The sequence below is a fragment of the Paenibacillus sp. JT31N11 genome, from assembly GCF_056269285.1.
The window spans coordinates 61,030-83,770 of the sequence record NZ_JBWDNQ010000007.1 but is presented as its reverse complement, the minus strand read 5'-3'; the positions used below and the strand labels follow the sequence as shown (position 1 = coordinate 83,770).

Annotated in this window: 24 protein-coding genes; 16 read left to right on the top strand and 8 right to left on the bottom strand. The window is 52.7% G+C overall.

Annotated features, from left to right (window positions below):
- Positions 1-65: 65 nt before the first annotated feature.
- The 10 genes from AC0YNV_RS23055 (at position 66) to AC0YNV_RS23010 (ending at position 8,591) form a co-directional block, all read left to right on the top strand.
- Positions 66-662: an RNA polymerase sigma factor gene (locus AC0YNV_RS23055; protein WP_210038836.1), complete on the top strand. Its 597-nt coding sequence runs from the start codon at positions 66-68 to the stop codon at positions 660-662.
- 966 nt (positions 663-1,628) lie between these two features.
- The gene (gene ehuB / locus AC0YNV_RS23050; RefSeq protein ID WP_475770106.1) at positions 1,629-2,567 is read left to right on the top strand and encodes an ectoine/hydroxyectoine ABC transporter substrate-binding protein EhuB; all 939 of its coding nucleotides are present in this window, start codon (positions 1,629-1,631) and stop codon (positions 2,565-2,567) included.
- A gap of 2 nt (positions 2,568-2,569) precedes the next feature.
- Positions 2,570-3,220, top strand: a complete 651-nt coding sequence (gene ehuC / locus AC0YNV_RS23045) for an ectoine/hydroxyectoine ABC transporter permease subunit EhuC (protein WP_210038837.1) — start codon at positions 2,570-2,572, stop codon at positions 3,218-3,220.
- A gap of 7 nt (positions 3,221-3,227) precedes the next feature.
- Positions 3,228-3,893, top strand: coding sequence for an ectoine/hydroxyectoine ABC transporter permease subunit EhuD (gene ehuD, locus AC0YNV_RS23040; RefSeq protein ID WP_475770105.1), 666 nt, complete (start codon positions 3,228-3,230; stop codon positions 3,891-3,893).
- A gap of 21 nt (positions 3,894-3,914) precedes the next feature.
- Entirely contained in the window at positions 3,915-4,766 is an 852-nt protein-coding gene (gene ehuA / locus AC0YNV_RS23035; protein WP_475770336.1) for an ectoine/hydroxyectoine ABC transporter ATP-binding protein EhuA, read from the top strand.
- 152 nt (positions 4,767-4,918) lie between these two features.
- Positions 4,919-5,416, top strand: a complete 498-nt coding sequence (gene ectA, locus AC0YNV_RS23030) for a diaminobutyrate acetyltransferase (RefSeq protein ID WP_475770104.1) — start codon at positions 4,919-4,921, stop codon at positions 5,414-5,416.
- Between the two features lie 44 nt (positions 5,417-5,460).
- On the top strand, positions 5,461-6,714 hold the full coding sequence (ectB, locus tag AC0YNV_RS23025; RefSeq protein ID WP_210038945.1) for a diaminobutyrate--2-oxoglutarate transaminase: 1,254 nt from the start codon (positions 5,461-5,463) through the stop codon (positions 6,712-6,714).
- A 42-nt stretch (positions 6,715-6,756) separates the two neighbouring features.
- Entirely contained in the window at positions 6,757-7,164 is a 408-nt protein-coding gene (locus tag AC0YNV_RS23020) for an ectoine synthase (RefSeq protein ID WP_475770103.1), read from the top strand.
- Positions 7,164-8,063: an ectoine hydroxylase gene (gene thpD / locus AC0YNV_RS23015; protein WP_475770102.1), complete on the top strand. Its 900-nt coding sequence runs from the start codon at positions 7,164-7,166 to the stop codon at positions 8,061-8,063. Before AC0YNV_RS23020 ends, thpD begins: the two co-directional genes overlap by 1 nt.
- An 18-nt stretch (positions 8,064-8,081) precedes the next feature.
- Positions 8,082-8,591 carry a DUF2179 domain-containing protein gene (locus AC0YNV_RS23010; RefSeq protein ID WP_379113550.1) on the top strand — a complete coding sequence of 170 codons (510 nt, stop codon included), beginning with the start codon at positions 8,082-8,084 and terminating at the stop codon, positions 8,589-8,591.
- Between the two features lie 108 nt (positions 8,592-8,699).
- Here the strand turns inward: AC0YNV_RS23010 and AC0YNV_RS23005 are convergent, their stop codons facing one another.
- The 3 genes from AC0YNV_RS23005 to AC0YNV_RS22995 all read right to left on the bottom strand — a co-directional run bounded on the left by AC0YNV_RS23005 (position 8,700) and on the right by AC0YNV_RS22995 (position 11,357).
- The gene (locus AC0YNV_RS23005; protein WP_475770101.1) at positions 8,700-9,851 is read right to left on the bottom strand and encodes an MFS transporter; all 1,152 of its coding nucleotides are present in this window, start codon (positions 9,849-9,851) and stop codon (positions 8,700-8,702) included.
- Positions 9,852-10,631 carry a DeoR/GlpR family DNA-binding transcription regulator gene (locus tag AC0YNV_RS23000; protein ID WP_475770100.1) on the bottom strand — a complete coding sequence of 260 codons (780 nt, stop codon included), beginning with the start codon at positions 10,629-10,631 and terminating at the stop codon, positions 9,852-9,854.
- Positions 10,632-11,024: 393 nt separating this feature from the next.
- Positions 11,025-11,357 carry a winged helix-turn-helix transcriptional regulator gene (locus tag AC0YNV_RS22995; protein WP_188994965.1) on the bottom strand — a complete coding sequence of 111 codons (333 nt, stop codon included), beginning with the start codon at positions 11,355-11,357 and terminating at the stop codon, positions 11,025-11,027.
- Between the two features lie 202 nt (positions 11,358-11,559).
- Between AC0YNV_RS22995 and AC0YNV_RS22990 the strand changes: the two genes are divergently transcribed.
- Positions 11,560-12,498, top strand: a complete 939-nt coding sequence (locus AC0YNV_RS22990; RefSeq protein ID WP_475770099.1) for an aldo/keto reductase family protein — start codon at positions 11,560-11,562, stop codon at positions 12,496-12,498.
- A 239-nt stretch (positions 12,499-12,737) separates the two neighbouring features.
- Here the strand turns inward: AC0YNV_RS22990 and AC0YNV_RS22985 are convergent, their stop codons facing one another.
- The 4 genes from AC0YNV_RS22985 to AC0YNV_RS22970 form a co-directional block, all read right to left on the bottom strand.
- Positions 12,738-13,352 carry a YitT family protein gene (locus AC0YNV_RS22985; RefSeq protein ID WP_475770098.1) on the bottom strand — a complete coding sequence of 205 codons (615 nt, stop codon included), beginning with the start codon at positions 13,350-13,352 and terminating at the stop codon, positions 12,738-12,740.
- A 178-nt stretch (positions 13,353-13,530) separates the two neighbouring features.
- A complete protein-coding gene (spoVAD, locus tag AC0YNV_RS22980) occupies positions 13,531-14,538 on the bottom strand; it encodes a stage V sporulation protein AD (protein ID WP_475770097.1) in 1,008 nt (335 codons plus the stop codon).
- Position 14,539: 1 nt separating this feature from the next.
- Positions 14,540-15,022, bottom strand: coding sequence for a stage V sporulation protein AC (gene spoVAC / locus AC0YNV_RS22975; RefSeq protein WP_210038848.1), 483 nt, complete (start codon positions 15,020-15,022; stop codon positions 14,540-14,542).
- 83 nt (positions 15,023-15,105) lie between these two features.
- Positions 15,106-15,966 carry a DUF421 domain-containing protein gene (locus tag AC0YNV_RS22970; protein ID WP_475770096.1) on the bottom strand — a complete coding sequence of 287 codons (861 nt, stop codon included), beginning with the start codon at positions 15,964-15,966 and terminating at the stop codon, positions 15,106-15,108.
- Between the two features lie 188 nt (positions 15,967-16,154).
- Here AC0YNV_RS22970 and AC0YNV_RS22965 point away from each other — a divergent pair, with 188 nt between their 5' ends.
- The 4 genes from AC0YNV_RS22965 to melA all read left to right on the top strand — a co-directional run bounded on the left by AC0YNV_RS22965 (position 16,155) and on the right by melA (position 20,626).
- Complete coding sequence (locus AC0YNV_RS22965) at positions 16,155-16,361, top strand: DUF1657 domain-containing protein (RefSeq protein ID WP_210038850.1); 207 nt, start codon at positions 16,155-16,157, stop codon at positions 16,359-16,361.
- 110 nt (positions 16,362-16,471) lie between these two features.
- Positions 16,472-17,881: a SulP family inorganic anion transporter gene (locus tag AC0YNV_RS22960; RefSeq protein ID WP_475770095.1), complete on the top strand. Its 1,410-nt coding sequence runs from the start codon at positions 16,472-16,474 to the stop codon at positions 17,879-17,881.
- 168 nt (positions 17,882-18,049) lie between these two features.
- Positions 18,050-18,961 (top strand): helix-turn-helix domain-containing protein, encoded by a 912-nt coding sequence (locus AC0YNV_RS22955; RefSeq protein ID WP_475770094.1) that lies wholly within the window; start codon positions 18,050-18,052, stop codon positions 18,959-18,961.
- Positions 18,962-19,117: 156 nt separating this feature from the next.
- A complete protein-coding gene (gene melA, locus AC0YNV_RS22950) occupies positions 19,118-20,626 on the top strand; it encodes an alpha-galactosidase (protein ID WP_475770093.1) in 1,509 nt (502 codons plus the stop codon).
- A gap of 172 nt (positions 20,627-20,798) precedes the next feature.
- Here the strand turns inward: melA and AC0YNV_RS22945 are convergent, their stop codons facing one another.
- Positions 20,799-21,614, bottom strand: a complete 816-nt coding sequence (locus AC0YNV_RS22945) for a phytanoyl-CoA dioxygenase family protein (RefSeq protein WP_475770092.1) — start codon at positions 21,612-21,614, stop codon at positions 20,799-20,801.
- Positions 21,615-21,697: 83 nt separating this feature from the next.
- On the opposite strand from AC0YNV_RS22945, the gene AC0YNV_RS22940 reads away from it, so the two are divergent.
- Positions 21,698-22,573, top strand: a complete 876-nt coding sequence (locus AC0YNV_RS22940; RefSeq protein WP_475770091.1) for a helix-turn-helix domain-containing protein — start codon at positions 21,698-21,700, stop codon at positions 22,571-22,573.
- Positions 22,574-22,741 lie beyond the last annotated feature (168 nt).

Sequence of the window (22,741 nt, the reverse complement as noted above, 5' to 3'; positions counted from 1 at the left end):
GTAGCTTTCATGTTGGTTTCATATTTGCGTGCTACACTGGGAAAAAACAGTGAGGAGGCGAATGCATGAGGCCGTGGGCTGAGTTTGAAGATGTCATTACCCCGCATCTGAATCATTTACGGACCTATTGTTTTTATTTGACGGCATCTCATTGGGAAGCGGAGGATTTGCGCCAGGAGACGCTGCTCCGGGCTTTCAAGCATTACCGCAGCAAGGGTGATGTCCAATATCCGCGATCGTTATTGTATAAAATAGCCCGAAACGTTTACATAGACGCATATCGTAGGCGCAGGGGCATTATGGTTCCTATAGATGAAGCAGGTGAACAGTCCTATTGCGATGAGAATTATGCCTCTGTTCGGGGTCTGCTGGAGTGGGTAACGGAGCATTTGTCGGAGCGTGAAGTAGAAATGCTGCTGCTCGCCGAGGTGTTTCGTTATTCCTATCAGGATATTGCAGATGAACTGGATTGTACCGTGCCTGCGGTCAAAATGGTGCTCCACCGATCCAAGCAGGCTCTGCGCAAACGCGGCGCCCAGCATAAGGCTACGGGTGAACTGATCTCGCTCAAACCACAGCTTAAGCCTCCCATGCGCATGCCCAGACGCTCCTTCGTCGTCGACAGATGGACACGCGCCGTGATGAATTACGAAAGCAGATGAGCCGTAATAGCCGCATAAGCGCGAAGCGCGGACGGTCTTGTTCTGCTCTGCCGAGCATCGTGTGAAGCTACCGGTTTTATTCTTATATCCGAGCATCGAGCGAAGCGCGATCGATCTTGATCTGTCGAGCATCGTGCGAAGCTATCGGTCTTATTCTTATCATTCGAAGTCATTGCGAAGCGCTATCGGTCTTATTCTGAAAGGCTGGTGCAAAAGGCCTGGCTGCGCATGAGGAAATTTCTGATATTCGCGGGGAGTTAAAAAGGCGATATAGCTTTATCATTAGATGAAATAGCGGTTGTGGCGCTGAAGCGCGTCAAGCGCTCTTCTTTTTGTTGTATGGGCGGTGAAGTGCCATTCGGCTTGGCTTTGAATCTTGAGCGCGGAGCGGGCGGAATCGTTCTGGAGAAACGATAGTGGTCGCCTTTGTCTTTCGAAATTAACCGCTAAATGTTTCATCCAATCAAGAATTCCGAAGGACAACAGCGATCGTAAGAATGATCCGTCCGCGCAGCGTGCATTTATGTAAGAATGATCCGCCCGCGCAGCGTGCCTTTATCGATGTAAATTGATCCACCCGCGCAGCATACCCGTAATAGTTTCGCCTCAAACCACCTTTTAGCGAACAATCGCGAAAAAGGTGGTTTTTTGTTCGTTTCTATCCCATTTTATCGCCAGTTGTAAAATATAATTTATTTTTATTATAAAAATGTAACAAAAAGGCGATTCGATTTATAATTATTGTTTATTTATCATAGATAGCCCCTGATGTAAAACTCCTTATGCAGGATCATACGGCAATATACAAGAGGAAAAAGGAGGATGTGGCGGATGAGGGTGGCTCTGCCTACGAGAGCCAAAAATAAGCAATTTTATCCTGAAATACTGGAAATGACCTCCTGCGGCAAAGATGTTAGCCTTATATAAGTGTTCTTAATAAATATAGACGAAGGGTTGTGTAAGCATTTGAAGAAGGGTTGGGCAATCGTCGTTTTGCTGCCAATGCTCTTGTTGGCGGCTTGTGGTCAGAACAGCAATGAACCAGCTGCCGGGAACGATACGGCTGGGACATCACCGGCAAATAACAATGCCAATGCATCCGGGGGGAACAGCGAGGCGACAGGGACCTTGGCTGACGTACAGAAAAAAGGATCGGTAACAATCGGTTTTGCCAACGAGAATCCTTATGCATATAAAGATGCCGACGGAAAGCTGACCGGTGAGGCGGTGGAGATCGCCCGCGTTATCCTGGATCGGCTGGGCATTAAGGAAATGAAGGGAGAATTGACCGAGTTCACTTCCTTAATCGCAGGTCTGCAGGCTAAACGCTTCGACATGATTACGGCGGGTATGTTCATTAATCCCAAACGCTGTGAAGCGGTGCTGTTCGCGAATCCCGAGTACAGCATCGGCGAAGCGATAGCGGTGAAGCAGGGAAATCCGCTCAAGCTGGGGAGCTATAAGGATATTGCCGATAACGACAAGGCCAAGGTTGCGGTTATGGCCGGTGCCGTTGAGCTGGATTATCTGAAGGCGTCCGGCATTCCGGAGGATCGGATGGTTATCGTACCGGATCAGGATGCGGCCATCAGCGCGCTGCAGTCCGGACGCGCCGATGCCATGACGATGACGGGGCCGGCCCTGCAATCCAGACTGGACAGTGCGAAGGATGCCAAGCTGGAGCGGGTCATGGACTTTGAACAGCCAACGGTGGATGGCAAAGATGTTACGGGCTACGGCGCTACAGCCTTCCGTCCGGAGGATACGTCTTTCCAGGAGGCCTATAACGCAGAGCTTGAGAAGATGAAGGAATCCGGCGAGCTGCTGGAAATTCTCAAGAAATTCGGTTTTACGGAGCAGGAGCTGCCTGGAGATATGACCTCCAGCCAGTTATGTGAGGGATAATCATGACTCCGACCTGGTCGGCGATGTTTCCGCTCCTGTACGAAGGGGTCAAGATTACGATTCAAGTTACGGTAATGGCCGGGATTGTCGCATTGATCGTTTCTGTGGCGGCTGGTCTTGGCCGGGTATCGAGCTATGCGGTTGTACGAGGTATTTCCCGCATCTACGTTGATCTGTTTAGAGCCTCCTCCCTTCTTGTACTTATGTTTTGGATCTACTTCGCTCTGCCGTTTGCGGGAATAGAGCTGAGCAAGATGGTGACGGCAGTGCTGGCTATCGGCTTGAACTGCGGGGCATACGGCTCGGAAATCGTACGAAGCTCCATATTGGCTGTTCCTTCCGGTCAGTATGAAGCCTCCTTGGCGCTGAACCTGACCCCTCGGCAGCGAATGTGGCGCGTGGTCATTCCGCAGGCCGTTGTCCGCATGCTGCCGCCTTTTGGAAATTTATTGATCGAGCTGCTGAAATCGACCTCGCTGGTCTATTTTATTACGCTAAGCGATCTTACCTATGAAGCCATGATTCTCCGCAATAATTATTTATCATGGACCCCGCAGATATTTGGTCTGCTGCTTGTGATCTATTTTGCCCTGTCTGCATGCATCACGGTCACGATCCGGCTGCTGGAACGCAAATTTGCGGCTTGGAGGTGAATGAGAGATGTGGAAATGGGATTATGTCTGGGATTTATTGCCCGAGCTGCTCGGCGCTCTGCGGGTAACGCTTTATGCGACCTTGTGCGGGTTTCTGGTTGCGGCTGCATTCGGCTTGCTGCTGGCGGTTGGTTCCCGCTCCAGATTTGCCGTGTTGCGGTATACGATCCGCGGCTTCGTGGAGTTCGTGCGCAGCACGCCGCTGCTGGTGCAGGTGTTCTCGCTGTTTTATATTTTGCCGATGCTGTTTCCTTCGGCTTCCTTATCCGCGTTCACGACTGGGGTAATCGGGCTGGGGCTGCATTACAGCACGTATTTGTCCGAGGTTTACCGCTCCGGCATTGACGGAGTGCCCCGCGGTCAATGGGAAGCGGCCAGCGCGCTTAATTTTACGAAAACGCAAACGTGGATCAAAATCATACTGCCTCAGGCTTTCCGGCCAATTGTGCCGGTGATGGGCAACTATTTGATTGTTATTTTCAAGGAAACTCCGATATTGATGGCGATTACGCTCGTTGAGCTGCTGCTCACCGCGAAGAATGCCGCCTCTGATTCCTATCGGGTGTTTGAACCCTATACCGTTGTAGGAGTGCTGTTCCTGATTATCAGCCTGATCATGACCGTGCTGTTCCGGTTTCTGGAGAAGAAGCTCAACGGGAAATACGCAGGGTAAGGTGTGAGGTCCGATATGAGCATGCAATTGGAGAAACAAACAGAGGAGCTGGACGCGCGGGAAGACCGGAACGGGAGGTTCGCGGATGTACAGCCGATTGTAAAATATAACAATATAACGAAATCCTTCGGGGAGCTGGAGGTAATCAAGGGTGTGGATCTGGAGCTTTATCCGGGAGAGAAGATCGCCATGATCGGACCGAGCGGATCGGGCAAAACCACGCTTGGGCGCCTGCTCATGACGCTCGAGGAGCCGACTGGCGGAACAATCGAGCTGGATGGCGAGCTGCTGTGGCATATGGAGGTCAAAGGCAAGCTGGTCCGTGCGGACGAGAAGCATCTGCATCGGATGCGGGGCAAGGTGGGGATGATCTTTCAGCATTTCAATCTGTTCCCGCATATGAACGTCCTGCGCAATGTGACGATGGCTCCGCGTACCGTGCTGGGCTTGTCCAGGGAAGAAGCGCATGACCGCGCCATCACGATGCTGCGCAAGGTGGGGCTGGAGGAGAAGCTGGAGGTGTATCCTTCACAGCTCTCTGGCGGACAGAAGCAGCGCGTCGCCATTGCCCGGGCGCTCGTCATGCAGCCCAAGGTGATGATATTCGACGAGGTGACCTCTGCGCTTGATCCCGAGCTGGTCGGCGAGGTGCTGGAGGTTATTAAGGAAATCGCCCGCGAAGGCGAGATGGCCATGCTGCTGATCACGCATGAGATGGAGTTTGCAAGAGACGTGGCCGACCGGATCATCTTTGGCGCGGAAGGCAGAATTGTGGAGCAGGGAACGCCTGAGCAAATATTTGAGAATTCACAGAGCGAGCGCCTGCAGTCCTTCCTCGGACGCTTCGCCGGCGCTGCTTCCCAATCATCATGACAAAGGGGCCAGGGCCGATGGGAAGCAATCCGCCCCTCGATGAGGTGGTACAAGGAAGAAATGACTGTCGCCATCCTTTGGCGGTAATGATGAATTTCTTCCCCGGAACTTATAGAACACGGTAGAGGTGAAGCGTTATACAGCTTATAAATTTGAATAAACCGTCGGCCTCCGACGGCAAGCAGGTATGGCAGCTGGTGAAGGATGCAGGGACATTGGATCTCAATTCCGTATACAGCTACATCATGCTGTGCGATGTTTTTCGCGATACCTGCGTCATCGCTGTCCAGGAGGAAAGAATCGTGGGGTTTATGTCCGCTTACAAGAGACCGGATCAGCCGGATACGCTGTTTATCTGGCAGGCTGTGGTCGGCAGCGCTTGGCAGGGTAACGGATTGGGCAAAAAAATGCTCCGCGAGCTGCTGAGCCGGGAAGAAAATGGCCCGATCCGCTTTGTTGAGGCGACGATTGGACCGGATAATATGGCTTCACAAAGGATGCTCATGGGACTTGGCGAGGAAAATGGCGGACAATGTCATGTTACGGAATATTATCCGGCCGCTTATTTTCCCGAAGAATCCGATCATGAGCCGGAGCTGCTGTTTCGTGTCGGACCGTTTACAAATAATTCTTTAGGAGTGATTCGGTGAGCGAAGTCAAGAAGGACGCAGCGGATTTAAGGGTGTTCGACAAGATGGAGTCAGAGGTGCGCAGCTACTGCCGGAGCTTTGAGAAGGTGTTCCATAAGGCCAAGAACGCCAAGCTGTGGGATATCGAAGGACGGGAATATATTGATTTTTTTGCCGGTGCGGGGGCGCTCAATTACGGTCATAACAACCCGGCTATCCGCACCCGGCTGGTTGACTACTTGCTGGAAGACGGAGTGACCCACAGCCTGGATATGGCGACAAAAGCGAAAGAAATGTTTCTGAAGCGGTTCACTTTATCCATTCTGAAACCGCGCGGACTTGATTATAAAATTATGTTTCCCGGCCCGACAGGAACGAATTCTGTGGAGAGCGCCATGAAGATTGCCCGCAAGGTTACGGGACGCAGGAATATTGTCTGCTTCACCAATGCCTTTCACGGGATGAGTCTGGGATCGCTTGCCGCTACAGGCAATGCGTTCAAGCGCAAAGGAGCCGGCGTCGATCTGCCCAACACGAATTTCATGCCTTATGACGGATATTTCGGCGAAGGCATCAATACGGTGGATATGATGGAGAAATATCTGGATGATCCGGGAAGCGGGTTCGACCTGCCGGCAGCCATCATTCTGGAAACGGTGCAAGGCGAAGGCGGATTGAATGCGGCCAGCCCGGCCTGGCTGAAGAGAGTCCAGGAGCTGTGCCTGAAGCGGGACATTCTGCTGATTGTGGACGATGTGCAGATGGGCTGCGGCCGTACGGGGACTTTCTTCAGCTTCGAGGAAGCGGGCATTAACCCGGATATCGTATGCCTGTCCAAGTCGATTGGCGGTTACGGTCTGCCGATGGCGCTGACACTAATTAAGCCGGAATACGATCTGTGGCATCCCGGCGAGCATAACGGGACCTTCCGCGGGAACAACCTCGCCTTTGTCGCCGCAGCCGAGGCGCTTTCCTACTGGGAGGACGGGGCGTTTGAGAAAGAACTGGCCGGGAAAGCCAGCCGTATTGAAGAGGCGCTGAGCCAGCTTCTGAAGGAGCATCCCGAGGTCAAAGCCTACAGGAAAGGGAAGGGTCTGATTCAGGGCATTTCCTTCGACCCGCCGCAGCTGGCCGGACAACTGAGCGCAGTCGCCTTCAAACGCGGCGTCATCATGGAAACATCGGGTCCGCATGACGAAGTCGCCAAGCTGATGCCCCCGCTTACCATTGAATCCTCCGTTCTGGAGAAGGGGCTGGCCATTCTTAAGGAAAGCTTTGAAGAAATCGTACAGTCGGAGCGCATTGGGGCGCTGGTTTAAGTGCTTGCGAAATGCAGGCAAATTCGAGAGGAGAGCGATACTATGATTGTCAAGCATTTAGAGGACATTGTGAACTCCAAGTATGATATCGATACCGAAACCTGGAACGCCCGCAGGCTGCTGCTCCGCAAGGACGGCATGGGTTTTTCCCTGAATGATACGATTATCAAAGCCGGCACGGAAACGACCATCTGGTACAAAAATCATGTGGAGGCCGTTTATTGCATCGAAGGAGAAGGAGAGATTGAAATCGTCGCCACCGGCGAGAAGTTCCCCATCCGTCCGGGCATGCTGTATGCGCTGGACGGTCATGAGAAGCATTATCTGCGGGCAAAAACGCAGGTGCGGACGATATGCGTGTTCAACCCTCCGCTAACCGGCAGCGAGGTGCATGACAAGGACGGGGTTTATCCGCTGATTGAAGAGGCTGAATTGGAGGCGAACCGCTAATGAGCATAAATCTGGCAAATTCCAAGAAGACTAGAGAAGATAAATATCCGTCCCGGATTTCCGACAAGCCTGCTATCGTGGAGCGCGCGGACCCTGTTGTCTACAGCACCTGGAAGTCAGGCAGCCCATTGACCCAAGAGCAGTTTCGGTTCTACGACAGGAACGGCTATCTGTTTCTGGATCAGTTCTTCTCCGGTGAGGAGGTCGCCGGTTGGCGCTCCGAGCTGAAGAAGCTCCAGCAGCATTACGGGCAGCGTGAGGCGGAGCATGTCATTCGCGAGCCGGGCGGGACGGAGGTGCGCTCCATCTTCGCGGTCCATGAGCATAATGAACGCTTCAAGGAGCTCTCGGCCAATAAACGTCTGACCGCAATCATCAACGAGCTTCTCGGCTCGCAAACCTATATCCATCAATCCCGGATCAACTTCAAGCCGGGCTTTACCGGCAAGGAGTTTTACTGGCATTCTGATTTTGAAACCTGGCATGTGGAGGATGGGATGCCTTCCATGCGCGCGCTCAGCTGCTCCATTGCACTGGAGGATAATTTTCATTTTAACGGTCCCTTGATGGTGGTGCCCGGCTCGCATAAGAAATTCGTTTCCTGTGTCGGGCAGACACCGGACGATCATTTCAAGCAGTCGCTCCGCCGCCAGGAATACGGCGTGCCCGATGACGGCAGCCTGGCCCGGCTTGTGGAAGAAGGCGGAATCGAAACGATTGTTGGCGGTATAGGCTCAATCGTGCTGTTCGATTGCAATATTATGCATGGCTCGAACAGCAATATCACGCCTCTGCCGCGAAGCAATGTGTTCATGGTCTACAACAGTGTGGAGAATGCCTTGGAGAAGCCGTATTCGGGGCAAACACCCAGGCCGAAATATATTGCTGCACGCGGGTAACCCGGCGTGAGCGGTCTTATGCTTGTTCTCTCTATCATAGCGATCAACGTCGTCTATGTTTCGATTTTTACGCTGCGCCTGATTCTCGTGATCAAAGGGAGAAGAGGCGCAGCTTCTCTTATGGCGATGGCGGAGGTTTTTATTTACTTGGCAGGGCTCAATCTCGTACTCCAGAATCTGTCCAATCCCATCAACATGGCGGCTTACTGCCTGGGCTTCGGCATTGGCGTGTATGCGGGCAGCCGGATTGAGGAATATCTGGCACTGGGCTATTCGGTCGTACAAGTTATCGCCGATTCCGCCGCAACCGGCCTGCCGAACAAGCTCCGCGACTTTGGCTATGGCGTTACATCCTGGATGGCGGAGGGACGTGACGGCAAACGGCTGGTCATGCAGGTTCTGGTCAAACGCAGCAACGAGAAGCGGCTCATGCGGAGCATCGGCATGGTTGCGCCCAAAGCGTTCGTGATCTCCCACGAGCCAAGGCAGTTCAAAGGCGGCTTCTGGACGAAAATGATCGAGCGGTGAGCGGGATTTACTGCATGCATAACCCAAGCGGATGTCTTCTCAGGCAGCTGCTTGGGTTGTTTGAATTTGGATATTTTGCCTAACCGAATGCATAACCGCGGGGATAGCCTATTTTTTATTCGGCTTCAAAGCCAGAAGCAAGGCCAGCATGCAAAGAGCGCAGCCAGCCAACAGCCATATTGTTAAAGCGGGCTGAAAATAATTCATGCTCCGGCCGACCAGTAAAGGCAGCACAGCTCCGCCGATTCCACCGGAAGCGATCAGGATACTCGTCGTTCGGCGGGTGTTATGGGGTAACAACCGGCTGGCATAAACAATGGCTATGGCGAAAATGCCTGCCAGAAAAAGCCCCAGCATGAGAACGAAAGCAAATACGGCAATGATGTTTGAAATAGCAGCCATACCGCAGAGAGCCACAAGAGCTCCGGAGGTACCGGCAAGCAAAAAGCGCATATAGCCTGTTTTCTCGGCGATATAACCGGATAAGAGCCGTCCGGCAATCATCGAAGTCCAAAAGAAGGAGACACTGAGCGCAGCGCTTGCGTTCGAGAGTCCAAGACGTTCGGCAAACAGGGAGGGAAGGAAATTAATGACACTGGTTTCAAGCCCCACATAAATGAAGATAAAGCTTAACAGAACAAGCAATTTCATCATTTTCGCTGTACCGGCTTCAGTGTGTGCATCGGTTGCTGCGGTGTCTTGGTAAACGGCAGACCTGAAGGATTGCATCACCCAAATCAATGCCATCATGAGCGCCAATACGGCGATTACAGCGAAAGAGGCGAATGCCGATTGACGGGAAATAAACAGGCCGGAGAGGATTGGCATGACCAGCGCTCCGATACCGAAGGATACTTCAAGACGGCTCATTACAATGGCTTTGCGATGGCCCATGGATTCCAGCAGCAGCGTTCCGACTGCGGTTTGTGCCGTTCCAAATCCGAATCCGTTTATGATCAAAGAGACAAATAAAATCGACCAATGCGGCTGGCTGTAAAGAATCGTATGAGCGATAAGCAGCAGCAAAAAAGCAGCCGTCAGGACTTTTCGATACCCCAGATGGCGCAGACCGAACGGAACCAGAAGCACCCCTGCCAGAAAACCGGCAAACTGGGCAAAAATCAGCTCCCCTCCATCGCCAAAGCTTCGTCCGTACACATGGAGCACCTCTGACAGCAAGGAGCCAAAAACAACCGTAGAAAGTCCAACCAGCAAATACGATAAGCAGCCTAACCAGATCATTCTTGTATTCCTATTCATCTATTCGCCTGTCGGGCTTGAATCCGGTACGATCAGCAATTCCACATTGTTTTCGGCAAGCTTATCGGTAAGCTCCTGGTCCGGCTGCCGGTCTGTGATCAGCAGATCGATGGATTCCAACTCTGATATTTTGTAAAACATCTGATGGCCGAACTTGGTATGATCCGCCAGCACAATAACCTGATCGGCCCGGCGGATCATCTCCCGCTTCACATCTCCGTCTTCCTCGTGGGGATAGGACAGGCCGTTGACAGTAATGCCGCAGGCCCCCAGAAATAATTTGTCCACCTGATAATCGGACAGCTTGGCAATAGTGGATTGTCCATAGAGAAAACGGTGCCGGGGATTTAGTTCACCGCCCAGCAAATAGGTCCTGACCCGCTCCTTACGGGACAAGGCATCGGCAATATCAATCGAATTGGTAACCACGGCCACATCTCTGGAAGCTAGATGATCGGCCGTAAATTGTACGGTGGTTGAAGCATCCATCAAGATAAAATCCCCGTCCTTTATCAGGGAAGCCGCATACAACCCGATATCGCGCTTGTTCCCGGATTGCCTGACCAGCCTCTCCTTATATTCGTAGATTTCCTTGTTTTTTTGAGGCAGAACGGCTCCGCCATGAGTACGGTTGATTATGCCAAGCTCATCCATTTTCAACAGGTCGCGACGGGCGGTGTCCCGGGATACGTTGAATATTTCGCAAATATCCTGGATGCTTACCCGCTGGTGCTGCTCCAAATACGCTTTAATGGAGAGGATACGTTCTTCCTGATACATCTTCCACCTTCACCTCTATATTGCGATTTGCGGTTATCTGGAGAAGCTTCGGGGGGGGGGGGGCAGGGGGTTGTCATGGGAGATTTTCATCCGGATATTCCTTCGTAAGGTCAATTGGCCGCCAATATCGATTGGATCAATGCATACGCGGGCAGAAGCTTGGCAATGAGGCGATAAGCTGCATCATAATAGCGCCTCCTTACAGGCCGCCGGGCATATCAACCGGCCCCCCAGGTCCCTTTTATAGATCGGGAAGACTGTATCATGCCGGCGGCTGAAGACGCGGATGCGATAGAAAGCGGAATGCTGCCGGCTGCGGCAGCCAGATTGCGGGAGAGGTACAGGAGGAGCGGGAACGGCTGCTGGATCTGATTGCCCTTTAAATCTATGCCGTTACGTCCACTTGGCCGCCCAGAGCTTCATTTCCTTGAGGATCTGATGCAAATCGACGCCTTTGGGTGTAAGGGAATATTCAACGGTGACGGGGACGGTCGGAAATACATGGCGTTCAAGAACGCCCTGCTCTTCCAGATGGCGCAGGGTACTGGTCAGCGCGCGGGGACTTACCGCAGAGATGAGACGCTGCAGCTCTCCGAACCGTTTCTTGCCGCCGAACAGCTCGCGAAGGACGAGAAAAGCCCATTTTCCGCCGATAACGTTAAGCGTTTTTTCAATATTGCAATCGATGCAGGCTGGTACTTTCGGAATATAGTTGTTTACGGACATGAGAATAAGCGCACTCCTTCTGTGAAAGATTGATAGTAACTATTAGTATAGTATATATAGATAATATAATAAAATGATTAATATTTCACTACTTTTAAAATGATAGAAGCATGCGTAGAATAGAAGAGGTACCAAGCGCAGGTAGAATCGAATAAATGGACAAAGCTTCGGCTTTGCCAAATAAGAGGAGGATTTTCCTTACATGAATTATCGTAAACTTGGTGGCAGCGGATTGAAGGTAAGCGAGATCAGCCTCGGCAGTTGGCTGACATATGGCGGTTATGTAGAACGTGAGAATGCGGTGAAAGCCGTTCAGAAGGCTTATGAGCTGGGGATCAATTCATTTGATACGGCTAATGTATATGAACGGGGAGCAGCCGAGACATTGCTGGGCGAAACGATCAAGTCGTTCCCGCGTGAATCCTATGTGCTGGCAACCAAAGCATTCTGGCCGATGGGCGACGGACCGAATGACCGCGGCCTTTCCCGCAAGCATGTGATCGAGCAGTGCAACGCCAGTCTGAAGCGTCTGGGCGTGGAATATGTAGATATTTTCTACTGCCACCGCCATGATCCCGAAACCCCTCTCTACGAAACGCTTCGCGCAATAGACGACCTGATCCGTCAGGGCAAGGTTCAATACGTCGGCGTCAGCGAGTGGACGGCAACGCAGATGGCTGAAGGGTTGGGAACGGCAGACCGTTACCTGCTGGACCGCATCGTCGTGAATCAGCCGATCTACAATATGTTCGAGCGCTACATCGAGAAAGAGGTCATTCCGTTCGGCGAACGCAATGGCATCGGACAAATCGTGTTCTCGCCGCTTGCGCAGGGACTGCTGACAGGCAAATATACCTCGCTTGAGGATGTGCCCGCAGACAGCCGCGCAGCCAAGCTGGACTGGGTCCGCAAAGGAATTACCGAAGAGAAGCTTGCCAAAGTGCGCGCCCTCTCGGAAATTGCCTCAGAACTGGATATCAAAGTCGGCCAGCTGGCTTTGGCCTGGATTTTGCGTCAGCCTAACGTGGCAAGCGCACTTGTCGGCGCAAGCAATCCTGATCAAGTGGTGGAGAATGTGCAGGCAGTTGGAATTGTGCTGACTGAGGAAGTCGTTGAACGGATCGAACAGATCCTGAAATAAGAATGCTGTTATAGCAGCAGGGCAGCATGAACCGCTGAAAGCAGAAGCCGGGATTTACGATCCGGGCTTTGCATTCAGCGGTTTTTTAAACCTTATAGAATTTAGAAGTTTTCACGCCTATTAATTTCAATAAGGTTTGAGGAAAGAAACTAACGATGCCGCCAAAGACGGTGCCGTTAGTTTCTTCTTAGTTTCAGATTTATAGAGATGTTTACAGGCTCGGGTCTTTTTAAAGCGGCTCATCTCCGTTTGCGTTTGATCAACGATGGCAAAAACAGCATTCTCCCGCTGGTGCTGGTGATGAGAATCGTGGCAATAGCGCCTGCGGTTATCGTCATTGCCGATAGGATGAAGGAGGTCGCGGTAATGAGCATGCCTCCAAGTCCAATCACGACAATATCCACCGCGAAGATCAGCAGGCCGACATTGATGGAGGTATCCTTGGCTATCAGATGCGCCAACAGATCCGTGCCCCCTGTGCTGACCTTATGGCGCAGCATGATGCCAAGCCCCGATCCTACGAATCCGCCTCCAATAATAGCGCTGCTGATCGGCGGCAGGGGAATTTGATAGTGGTAGGGCTCGAACAGGTCTGTCAGAAAGGAAGACATCAGCATGCCAAGCAGGCTGCCGAGCGGAAATTCGCGCTCATTATACCAGGAGACCAGAAATACGGGGATGCTGCATAATATGATGACATTCCCTATTTTGAACCCGAAAAGATAGTGGAAAATGAGTCCGACCCCGATAAAGCCGCCGTCCATAATGTGATAGGGGACCAGGTAGAAATCAATTCCGGCTGCGATCAGCAGACTTCCAACAATAATGGCCAAGCATTGTGCGAAGGACGGCACTTTATCAACTCCCGGGGATAGCATGTCTAATATATATGCTCTATCCCGGGATAGCTTGCTTAAATTTATTATATATTTTAAATATAGAGAAAGGTTAGTACCTGGCCTAACCTTTTCTCATATTTTGTGGAAGAATCCTGATGTCAGCCGTCATAAGGACGGAGCCTTCGATTTCCTCTTACTGGGCTTCAATAGATACTGCATGTGCGATGCTTGGAATGCTCTCACCCTGTTGAAAAGACAGCGGCGATAACAAGGCGCCTGTCGCAACGACAAGCAGCCGTTTCAGGTCCCCCTCGCGTATCCGTTTGAGCAAGTGTCCATACGTTACAGTAGCTGAGCAGCCGCATCCGCTCGCACCGGCCTGAACAGACTGGGTTTCATAATTGTAAATCATCATGCCGCAGTCGCCGAAGACGGTCTGATGGATGGGGAAGTTATGCTTCTCGAATAATTTGGTGGCGATATTATGGCCAACCTTGGCCAAATCACCGGTAACGATAAGGTCATAGTAATCCGGCTCGATTTGCAAGTCCCGGAAGTGGGCTTCAATCGTATCTACAGCGGCTGGCGCCATTGCCGCGCCCATATTGAAGGGATCTGTAATTCCCATATCAATGACCCGCCCGATCGTTGCCGACGTGACCACAGGTCCGGTGCCATATCTGGAGACAACGGCAGCGCCTGAGCCCGTAACCGTAAATTGCGCGGTAGGCGGTTTCTGCGAGCCGTATTCCGTCGGATAGCGGAACTGCTTCTCTACGCTGGCATTATGGCTTCCGGTCGCGGCCAGGACATGATGGGCCGAGCCTCCATTAACAAGCGTAGCAGCGAGCGCGAGGCTCTCCATAGACGTTGAACAGGCGCCGAACACGCCAAGAAACGGAATTTCCATCGTACGTGCGGCAAAGCTGCTGCTGATGATTTGATTCATCAAATCGCCGCCGATATAGAACTGAATATCTTCCTTCGAGAGTCCCGCATTCTCAATGGCAAGCTTGGAAGCTTCCTCAATCAGAACCTTCTCGGCCTTTTCCCAGCTCTTTTCCTTCAGCATCAGGTCGCCGTGGATGATATCAAAGTCATTGGCAAGCGGACCCTGCCCCTCGAAGGGACCGACTACCGTAGCGGCTCCCCGGATGACCGGCCGATTCTCAAATACCCAGCTTTGATGTCCTTTCAACATATCAGGATCCCCCTCCCGAGCCTTCGATTATCCATGTCAGCACGCCCACTACAAAAGCTGCCACGGTGCCGAAGACGATGACAGCTCCCGCGACTTTAAACATATTTCCGCCGACCCCCAGCACCAGTCCTTCGCTGCGGTGCTCGATTGCGGCTGACGCCATGGAATTGGCGAAGCCGGTGACCGGCACGGCTGAACCCGCCCCGGCCCATTGGGCGATTTTATCGTACACGCCGAAGCTGGTGAGAATCACTGAAATCAGAATCAGAATAGCAACCGTGGGATTGGCGGCCTCCTCCTTGTCAAAATCGGTCCAGCGGACAAACATGTCCTGTATGAACTGGCCAAGGATGCAGATGGCCCCTCCTACCAGAAAAGCGCGCAGGCTGTTAAGGACCGCAGGTCTCTTGGGCTCCAGCTGCGAGGCAAGCTCCTGGTAATCCCGCTGAACGGGCGTGGCATCTTTCAATTTCTCTTTAACCATGGGGTGATGTCCTCCTTTATTGTTAAGCCTTGGCTTGCATCTTATACAGAGAGCTTCCAATGCCGGGTCAGACGAAAAGGATGTCACCGGGTCAAGAAAGGCTTGAGCTCGGCAATCGTGTTCTGGAGAGCATAGGAGCAGTCCTCGAACATATTTTTCGCCTGCTGATCCTGTGTGGAGAGACTGAACATTTCGATATCCGCCTCGCATTTTTTGAGCAGCGCAAAGAGGGCGGCTTTCTTGCTCGGCTTCGGAACGACAAGCGCATCGTCGAACAGGTCGACGTAAAGCTGCTTATCGGCGTCAACCTGACCGAGGAACACATTTTCAGGCGTAACGCCAATCGCCTCAAGCTCCGTATTCAACCACTGCCGGTTGAGCCCGATCGTGGCGAGCGGCTCATCCATGATTTTGCCGTCCATAATGACTGCCTGCGGCTCCTGCTCGGGGTTGACCTTCAATCCGATGTGCTTGGCTGTAAGCGGCTGATTATCCCGGGTGAGCAGCACATTGATATCGCCGCTCGGCTCCATGATGGCGAATTCAACATCAGATGCCAGGAACACATTTTTTCTGCGCAGCTGCTCCATCAATTCGTCCGTTGTGAGCCTTTCTTTCTTCAGATTCTTCTCCAGGACTTTGCCATCCTTTATAAGGATGGTTCCCTTCGTATCGATGAAATCCCTGACAGCCTTGCTCTTGAGCTGCAAAAGTTCAATGCCAAGCGATACGCCCACCCAGACGCACAGCGAGACAATTCCGAGAAACCATTTGGTATCGACATCCAGCGATATGTAGGCGGCCAAGCTGCCGATTGTAATTCCCGTTATATATTCGAATAAAGAGAGCTGGGAAACCTGTCTCTTCCCGAGCAATTTCGTCATCACAAAAAGCACAACAACCGCTAATAAGGTCCTTAACGCGACCAGCAACCATTCCGGCATATTCCCGCTCCTTTATAAGATCTGTCGTCTTCCATGGCAAATGTTTCTTTGTTAAATAGTCCCCCATGCCCTCCTCCTTAATTCATTAATGCCATTAATTAAAAGCTGAATTCCGGTGGGAATAAACCTATTCATATGGGGTAGAATACTCAGGGTAAAAAATGACTAGCCATATGGAGGTGAAAAAGATGACCGTATCATCCGATGTAAAAACCTGTGTCGCTTCGCTAAAAAGCGCTCAAGCCAGTCTTGAGCAATTCGCGCTGAGCACAGAAAACCAGGACGCCAAAACCATCTACACCAATGCCGCAGAAACGACGCAGCAGGTCCTTCAGCAGCTGGAAAGCCGCGTGCAGCAGTTGGAAAATGAAGAGCCTCAATATAAAGGGTTCTAGGCAAAACGGGCACATTTTTCATTGACCTGATGAGGGGTTCACGTTATGCTAGCCGAGTAGTCTTGCTCTACTTCGGCTAGCCTAACGATTCCTACTAGAGGTGAATGATTTTGAATGCTGTATGGCATAAGCAATGGACAACCAATGTTAAAGTAAACGTGCTCGCGGGAATGACCGCCACGCTTGCGCTTGTCCCGGATTCACTGGCCTTTTCCCTGATGGCTGGAGTGCCGCCTACGGTCGGTATTTACGCCTCCATCTGTATACTGCTCGTTACGACCTTCCTGGGAGGAAGGCCGGGGATGATCTCGGCGGCCGCTGGCTCCATGGCCGTGCTGATGCTGACGCTCGTGAAGGAGCATGGTATTGCCTATTTGTTTTCCGCTACGATTCTTACAGGCATCATTCAATATTTGATGGGGGCCTTCAAGCTTGGCAAGCTGATGAATTTTGTCCCCCACGGAGTGCTGACGGGCTTCGTCAACGCGCTGGCGATTCTGATTTTTATGTCGCAGCTGCGGTATTTCGAGGGCGCAGCGTGGACGATGTATGCGCTCGTCGCTGCAACGCTTGCTATCATTTATGTGCTTCCGCGTTTTTTCAAAGCCATTCCATCGCCGCTCATTGCCGTAGCCGTGCTGACTTTGGCCGTATGGGCATTCGGGATGGGTGATGTTTCACGTATCGGCGATATTGCCGTCATCGATGCCTCTCTGCCTTCCTTCCTGATCCCGGATATACCGTTCAACTGGGAGACATTGATGATTATCCTGCCCTATTCCCTGTCCCTTGCTGTCGTCGGGTTCACGGAAACGCTGCTTACGCATAATTTGCTGGACGAGATGACGGAGGAGCGGACAGACAAGAACAAGGAAATGCGCGGTCAGGGCATTGCCAATTTTGTCGCCGGCTTCTTCGGGGGAATGGCAGGCTGCGCGCTGGTGGCCGAATCCGTGCTCAATGTGAAGATGGGCGGGCGCAACCGGCTGTCGACGCTGGTTGCCGCTCTGTTTCTCTTTCTGTTGGTGGTCATCGCAGGCGACTTGCTCGCGCTTGTTCCCATGGCTGCGCTGGTTGGAATCATGCTGATGGTTTGCGCGGCGATCTTCGATTGGCGGTCGGTATTCAAGCCGCGCGCCGTACCGGCCAGTGAAACGGTTGTCATGCTGGCAACGGTGGCCTCCGTTGTGGCGACTCATGACTTGGCGGTCGGGGTGCTGGTGGGGGTTCTGATCAGCTTTATCTGGTTTGCGGTCCGGGCCTCCCGCGTGCATGTGCACAGCGAATGGGAGGGCAGCAAGCGCACGTACCGGGTGGAAGGACAGCTGTTCTTTGCTTCCGCAGCCGAGCTGGACAATCGGATCGAGCATGGCTGTGCGGCCGAGGAAGTGCATATTGACCTGAGCGCGGCCAAGATCTGGGATCATACGGCGCGATTATCGCTGCAGAAGGTGGTCGACCGGCTTACGAATGCCGGCAAGCGGGTAACCGTGCGTACCGATGAGAAGAAAGCTTTATAATACAGGCGGTGATTCCCAAGGTTTGGCGCCTTGGGCGGGCCGCCTTTTTGATCTTATAGAATGTATAAATTTCACATGTATCCATTTCTATAAGATCTGAGGGAAGAAACTAACGATGCCGCCAAAGGACGGCCAAGCCGTTTCTTCTTAATCGTGAGGAGGGCATTAATGGAGAATATGTACAGCTTATTCAATCCCAAATGGGCGCTGGAGGAATACCGGCCGCAAATTCTTGCTTACTATTATAAGCAGTGGATTGACTTCCATATGGGCTTTCACGCGCATCAAACCATTGAGATTATGTATGTCATTAGCGGCACCTGTACGGTTGTAGCCAGAGATCAGACGATTGCGATGCGCAAAGGCGACCTGATTATGCTGGACAGCGGCGTGGAGCATCGGCTGAGTGTGGACGGAAATCCATGCCGGATGCTTAATGTGGAATTTGTTTTTGCCGAGTGCCGGGGCAGCTATCCGTCACTGGGCCAGCTTGCAGCCGGCAGCCCTGCGCTGCGGCAGCTCCTGGACCGCGGGGAGCCATATATTGTTCTCCGCGATCCAAGCGATGTCTACCATACGCTCAAAAATCTCGTCACAGAGCTGGATACCGGCAGCGGGGAACATACAATGATGGCCAATTTGCTCATTTCGCAGCTGCTGATTCGGGTTGCGCGGCTTGCCGCAGAGGATCGGAAGGGTAATTCGGTCCGCCAGATCGACCGTTATGTCCGCAAGGCGGCGGATTATATCCATCAGCATTACGACGCCGATATTCAGACCAGGGACATCGCTGCCGCGGTCAATTTGCATCCGGTCTACCTGCAGCGGATTTTCAAGGCGAGCATGAGCATGACGATGACGGAGTATTTGTCAGAGCTGCGGATCGAGAAAGCGAAGATGCTGCTCGCAAGGACGGATGTTCCGATTATCGAAATCGCCGATTATATAGGACTAAACAGCAGGCAGTATTTCAGCGCCATGTTCAAGAAGCATACGGGACTATCCCCGGCAGCCTATCGCAAATCCCGGGAGACGGTGCATGGATTCCATAATCAGGTTGCAATAGTTGACATCCGCTAGCCGAACCTGTTGCAAAATTGAAAACGCCTTCCTTGGCGTCCTGCTACAATGGGGTCAAAAGGTTATGAACCAAACCGCAATAAGCGCAAGAGCTTATGGGCTTCTTACGGTTTTGACCAGCCGGCGGGTCCGGAAACGATGAGGGAGGTTTTTTTCATGTCTTTTAAAGTTGCTTTTATCGGTGCGGGCAGTATCGGTTTCACACGCGGATTGCTTAGGGATTTGCTGGCAGTTCCGGAATTCAACCATATGGAGGTTGCTTTTACGGACATCAATCCGCATAACCTGGATATGGTGACCAGGCTGTGCCAGCGGGATATTGATGAGAATGGCTTGTCCATCAAGATTCATGCGACTCCCGACCGCAGAGAGGCGCTCAAGGATGCCCGCTATGTGTTTACGGTTGTCCGGATCGGCGGCCTTGAAGCGTTCCAGCATGATGTGGATATTCCGCTCCGGTACGGGGTGGATCAATGCGTCGGCGATACGCTGTGCGCCGGGGGAATCATGTACGGCCAGCGGGGAATCGCGGAGATGCTGAATATTTGCAAGGATATCCGCGAGGTTGCCGACCCTAATGTGCTGCTGCTGAACTATGCGAATCCAATGGCGATGCTGACCTGGGCCTGCAATCAATATGGCGGCGTGCGCACGATCGGCCTCTGCCATGGCGTTCAGGGCGGCCACCGGCAGATTGCCCAGGCGCTGGGCCTGGAGAAGAAGGATGTCGATATCATCTGCGCGGGCATCAATCATCAAACCTGGTATATCAGTGTCAAGCATAACGGCGAGGATATGACGGGCAAGCTGCTGGAAGCGTTCGAGAATCATCCCGAATTCTCCAAGACCGAGAAGGTGAGGATCGATATGCTGCGGCGGTTCGGTTATTATTCCACGGAATCCAATGGTCATCTCAGCGAGTATGTGCCCTGGTACCGCAAGCGTTCGGATGAAATTATGGACTGGATTGATCTGGGCTCGTGGATCAACGGGGAAACTGGCGGTTATTTGCGTGTTTGCACGGAAGGCCGGAACTGGTTCGAGACGGAATTCCCGAACTGGATGAAAGAGGAACCGTTCGTCTATGCAGCCGACAAGCGCAGCGAGGAGCACGGCTCGTACATTATTGAAGGGCTGGAGACCGGGCGGGTCTACCGCGGTCACTTTAATGTGGTGAATAACGGCGTGATCTCCAACCTTCCGGATGATGCGATTATTGAAGCGCCGGGTTATGTGGACCGCAATGGCATCAACATCCCGCATGTGGGCGCTCTACCGCTGGGCTGCGCGGCCGTATGCAATGTGAGCATTTCCGTTCAGCGTCTCGCCGTGGAAGCGGCGGTTCATGGAGACGACAAGCTGCTCCGTCAGGCGATGATGATGGACCCGCTTGTAGGCGCGGTATGCAATCCGAAGGAAATTTGGCAGATGGCTGATGAAATGCTCGTGGCGCAGGCGCAGTGGCTGCCGCAATACGGGCAGGCTGTTGAAGAAGCGAAGGCGCGCCTTGCTTCGGGCAATCTTATCCCTACACGCGAGGGCTACAAGGGAGCGGCCCGCCTGAAGACGAAGACCGTCGAAGAGATGATGGAGAACCGTGAAGCGGCCAACCGCAATGCCGGTGAGGCGGATAAAGCCCAGGAGCGTCCCGCAGCGGCGCATTAAAGTATACCGAGCGGATACCTGTAATGGTACATGACCATCGCCCCGCAGCGGCGGTTTCTGCTCCTGGAGCTGCGCAGGTGCGGAACGCGAGCAAACAACCCCTGAACGGTCAGTCCGTTCAGGGGTTGTTGTGATTGTGCAGCAATCTGGCCTGGAGCGGCCGCTGTCCATATTAATGGACGCCGGCAGCATCAAACTCGGAGCCGCATGGTCCGCCGCCTTCATTGCTTGCGATCTCGAATTCGCTGCCGTCAAAGCGGAACAACGGCTTGTAGCCTGCGCTGATCTTCGTGTCCTCAACACTGGCATAATGGCAGATGAGCGCTCTGCGGAACCGGTCCTTCGATACATTCGGGTAGGAGCCGTGAATGATGCTGCCGTTGAAGAATAGGACATCGCCGGCTTTCATATTTGTCTGTACGGGGCTGTAGCCCTCGGGTACATCCACTTCATGGCGGGTAAACGAAAGAGCGGGATCCGCTTCATGCGGGCACTGGATTTCCAGTTGATTGGACTTGGGCACGACAAGCATGCCGCCGTTATCCTGATCGGCGTCGTCAAGAGCAATCCAGGCCGCAATGCAGGTGCCCGGTTCAACAAGCAGGTAGAAGTTATCCTGGTGCAGAGCCTGGCCTTTGGCTCCTGGAGGCTTGAAATACAGCATCGATTGGGCGGCCAAGGGATCTGTTCCGAACAGATCGGCCAGTATATTCATTAATTTCGGATGCAGCATATACGATTTGGACAGCTCGTCAAAGCGGTGGGGATGCATGATCCGCGGATACTGCTTGAGAATGTCTCCGGCTGCTTCCTCCGCGCTTGCCGCCTTGTAGAATTGGGGCGGCGCCTCTGTCCGCAGCTTCATATAATGCTCGCGCAGCATGGCCGCTTCCCCGGCAAACAATCCCGATAGCAGCAAAAATCCCTCTTGATCAAACTGCTTCTTCTGATCGGCATTCAATACGTTTCCAAGCTTTGCTGTCGTCATGGAAAACCCTCCTGATTTTACGGATTCATTGAATTCATGTATCCTTATTATAAGTTGACAATAATGATGGAGGAATATATAGAATGGCTGACAATCTGGTTGATCCTGCTGCGGGCTCCTATTCGCTTAACTCCCGAATTATACTTGCGGGCGACTTTGAGCAGCCTGTCGGCTATCGGATAAGACGCCCGCAAGGGACGCGGGATTGGCTGCTGACCTTTACTTACGGGGGAGCGGGAAGCTTCGGGTTCGATGATGAGCGTCACCCATGCGCCGCAGGCGATGTAGTGCTGATCAGACCGGGAGACCGGCATGATTATGAAACCCGCGAGGGTGAAGTGTGGAAATTTGTCTGGGCCCATTTTCTCCCGGAGCCGGGGTGGATCGATCTGCTGCAGTTTCCCAATAAGAAAGGGGAGCTGTTCGTGCTGCATATCGAGCAGTCCACCGTCCGGGAACGATTGCTGACCGCTTTCCGGCGCGTTGTGAGAGATAGCGTGAATGGGGATGTGCTGCAGCAGAGACTCGCGAATAATGCGCTCGAAGAAGTCATTTTGCTGCTTGGCCGTTATACCCGGCAGTTCGAGGGCGGGCTGATGGACTCGCGCATTGGACAGATACTGGATTACCTGAGCGAGCAATTCAGGGAGCAGCACACCATCGCATCCCTTGCCGAGCGGGTGGCCCTGTCGCCTTCCCGGTTCGCCCATCTGTTCAAGCAGGAAACAGGGGATTCGGTGATCGAGACGCTGCTGAAAATGAGGCTGAACTACGCGGCCCGGCTGCTTGAGCGGACGGCGTTGTCCATCGCCCGGGTAGCGGAGGATGTCGGTTTTGCAGACTCCTTCTACTTCACAAAGCAGTTCTCCGCCTTGTACGGGAAAAGCCCCACCGCATACCGCAAGTCGATCGATTACGGATCTGCTGTGCAGGATGGTTCGGGGGACGAGCCGGTGTGAAACATCCTTAAACAGGCATATTTTATTTTACCATTGACATTAAATGAATGATCTTTTATTATAAGTGACATGGAACGAAGCCATGAGATTAAATAGACGATGATCAGAATCAGAGGGATATGAACGTTTCGTTTGGATGGATCTGCATAGGATCATACATCCATTTAA

What these genes read in the sequence shown, in the direction of transcription:
- ehuD (WP_475770105.1), top strand. Translation starts at nt 3,228, where the DNA reads ATGTGGAAATGGGATTATGTCTGGGATTTATTGCCCGAGCTGCTCGGC.
- ehuC (WP_210038837.1), top strand. Translation starts at nt 2,570, where the DNA reads ATGACTCCGACCTGGTCGGCGATGTTTCCGCTCCTGTACGAAGGGGTC.
- melA (WP_475770093.1), top strand. Translation starts at nt 19,118, where the DNA reads ATGTCTTTTAAAGTTGCTTTTATCGGTGCGGGCAGTATCGGTTTCACA.
- ehuA (WP_475770336.1), top strand. Translation starts at nt 3,915, where the DNA reads ATGCAATTGGAGAAACAAACAGAGGAGCTGGACGCGCGGGAAGACCGG.
- AC0YNV_RS23010 (WP_379113550.1), top strand. Translation starts at nt 8,082, where the DNA reads ATGCTTGTTCTCTCTATCATAGCGATCAACGTCGTCTATGTTTCGATT.
- AC0YNV_RS22990 (WP_475770099.1), top strand. Translation starts at nt 11,560, where the DNA reads ATGAATTATCGTAAACTTGGTGGCAGCGGATTGAAGGTAAGCGAGATC.
- AC0YNV_RS23055 (WP_210038836.1), top strand. Translation starts at nt 66, where the DNA reads ATGAGGCCGTGGGCTGAGTTTGAAGATGTCATTACCCCGCATCTGAAT.
- ectB (WP_210038945.1), top strand. Translation starts at nt 5,461, where the DNA reads ATGGAGTCAGAGGTGCGCAGCTACTGCCGGAGCTTTGAGAAGGTGTTC.
- AC0YNV_RS22995 (WP_188994965.1), bottom strand. Translation starts at nt 11,357, where the DNA reads ATGTCCGTAAACAACTATATTCCGAAAGTACCAGCCTGCATCGATTGC.
- spoVAD (WP_475770097.1), bottom strand. Translation starts at nt 14,538, where the DNA reads ATGTTGAAAGGACATCAAAGCTGGGTATTTGAGAATCGGCCGGTCATC.
- AC0YNV_RS22955 (WP_475770094.1), top strand. Translation starts at nt 18,050, where the DNA reads ATGGAGAATATGTACAGCTTATTCAATCCCAAATGGGCGCTGGAGGAA.
- AC0YNV_RS22945 (WP_475770092.1), bottom strand. Translation starts at nt 21,614, where the DNA reads ATGACGACAGCAAAGCTTGGAAACGTATTGAATGCCGATCAGAAGAAG.
- AC0YNV_RS23020 (WP_475770103.1), top strand. Translation starts at nt 6,757, where the DNA reads ATGATTGTCAAGCATTTAGAGGACATTGTGAACTCCAAGTATGATATC.
- spoVAC (WP_210038848.1), bottom strand. Translation starts at nt 15,022, where the DNA reads ATGGTTAAAGAGAAATTGAAAGATGCCACGCCCGTTCAGCGGGATTAC.
- thpD (WP_475770102.1), top strand. Translation starts at nt 7,164, where the DNA reads ATGAGCATAAATCTGGCAAATTCCAAGAAGACTAGAGAAGATAAATAT.
- AC0YNV_RS23005 (WP_475770101.1), bottom strand. Translation starts at nt 9,851, where the DNA reads ATGAATAGGAATACAAGAATGATCTGGTTAGGCTGCTTATCGTATTTG.
- AC0YNV_RS22970 (WP_475770096.1), bottom strand. Translation starts at nt 15,966, where the DNA reads ATGCCGGAATGGTTGCTGGTCGCGTTAAGGACCTTATTAGCGGTTGTT.
- AC0YNV_RS22940 (WP_475770091.1), top strand. Translation starts at nt 21,698, where the DNA reads ATGGCTGACAATCTGGTTGATCCTGCTGCGGGCTCCTATTCGCTTAAC.
- AC0YNV_RS22965 (WP_210038850.1), top strand. Translation starts at nt 16,155, where the DNA reads ATGACCGTATCATCCGATGTAAAAACCTGTGTCGCTTCGCTAAAAAGC.
- AC0YNV_RS23000 (WP_475770100.1), bottom strand. Translation starts at nt 10,631, where the DNA reads ATGTATCAGGAAGAACGTATCCTCTCCATTAAAGCGTATTTGGAGCAG.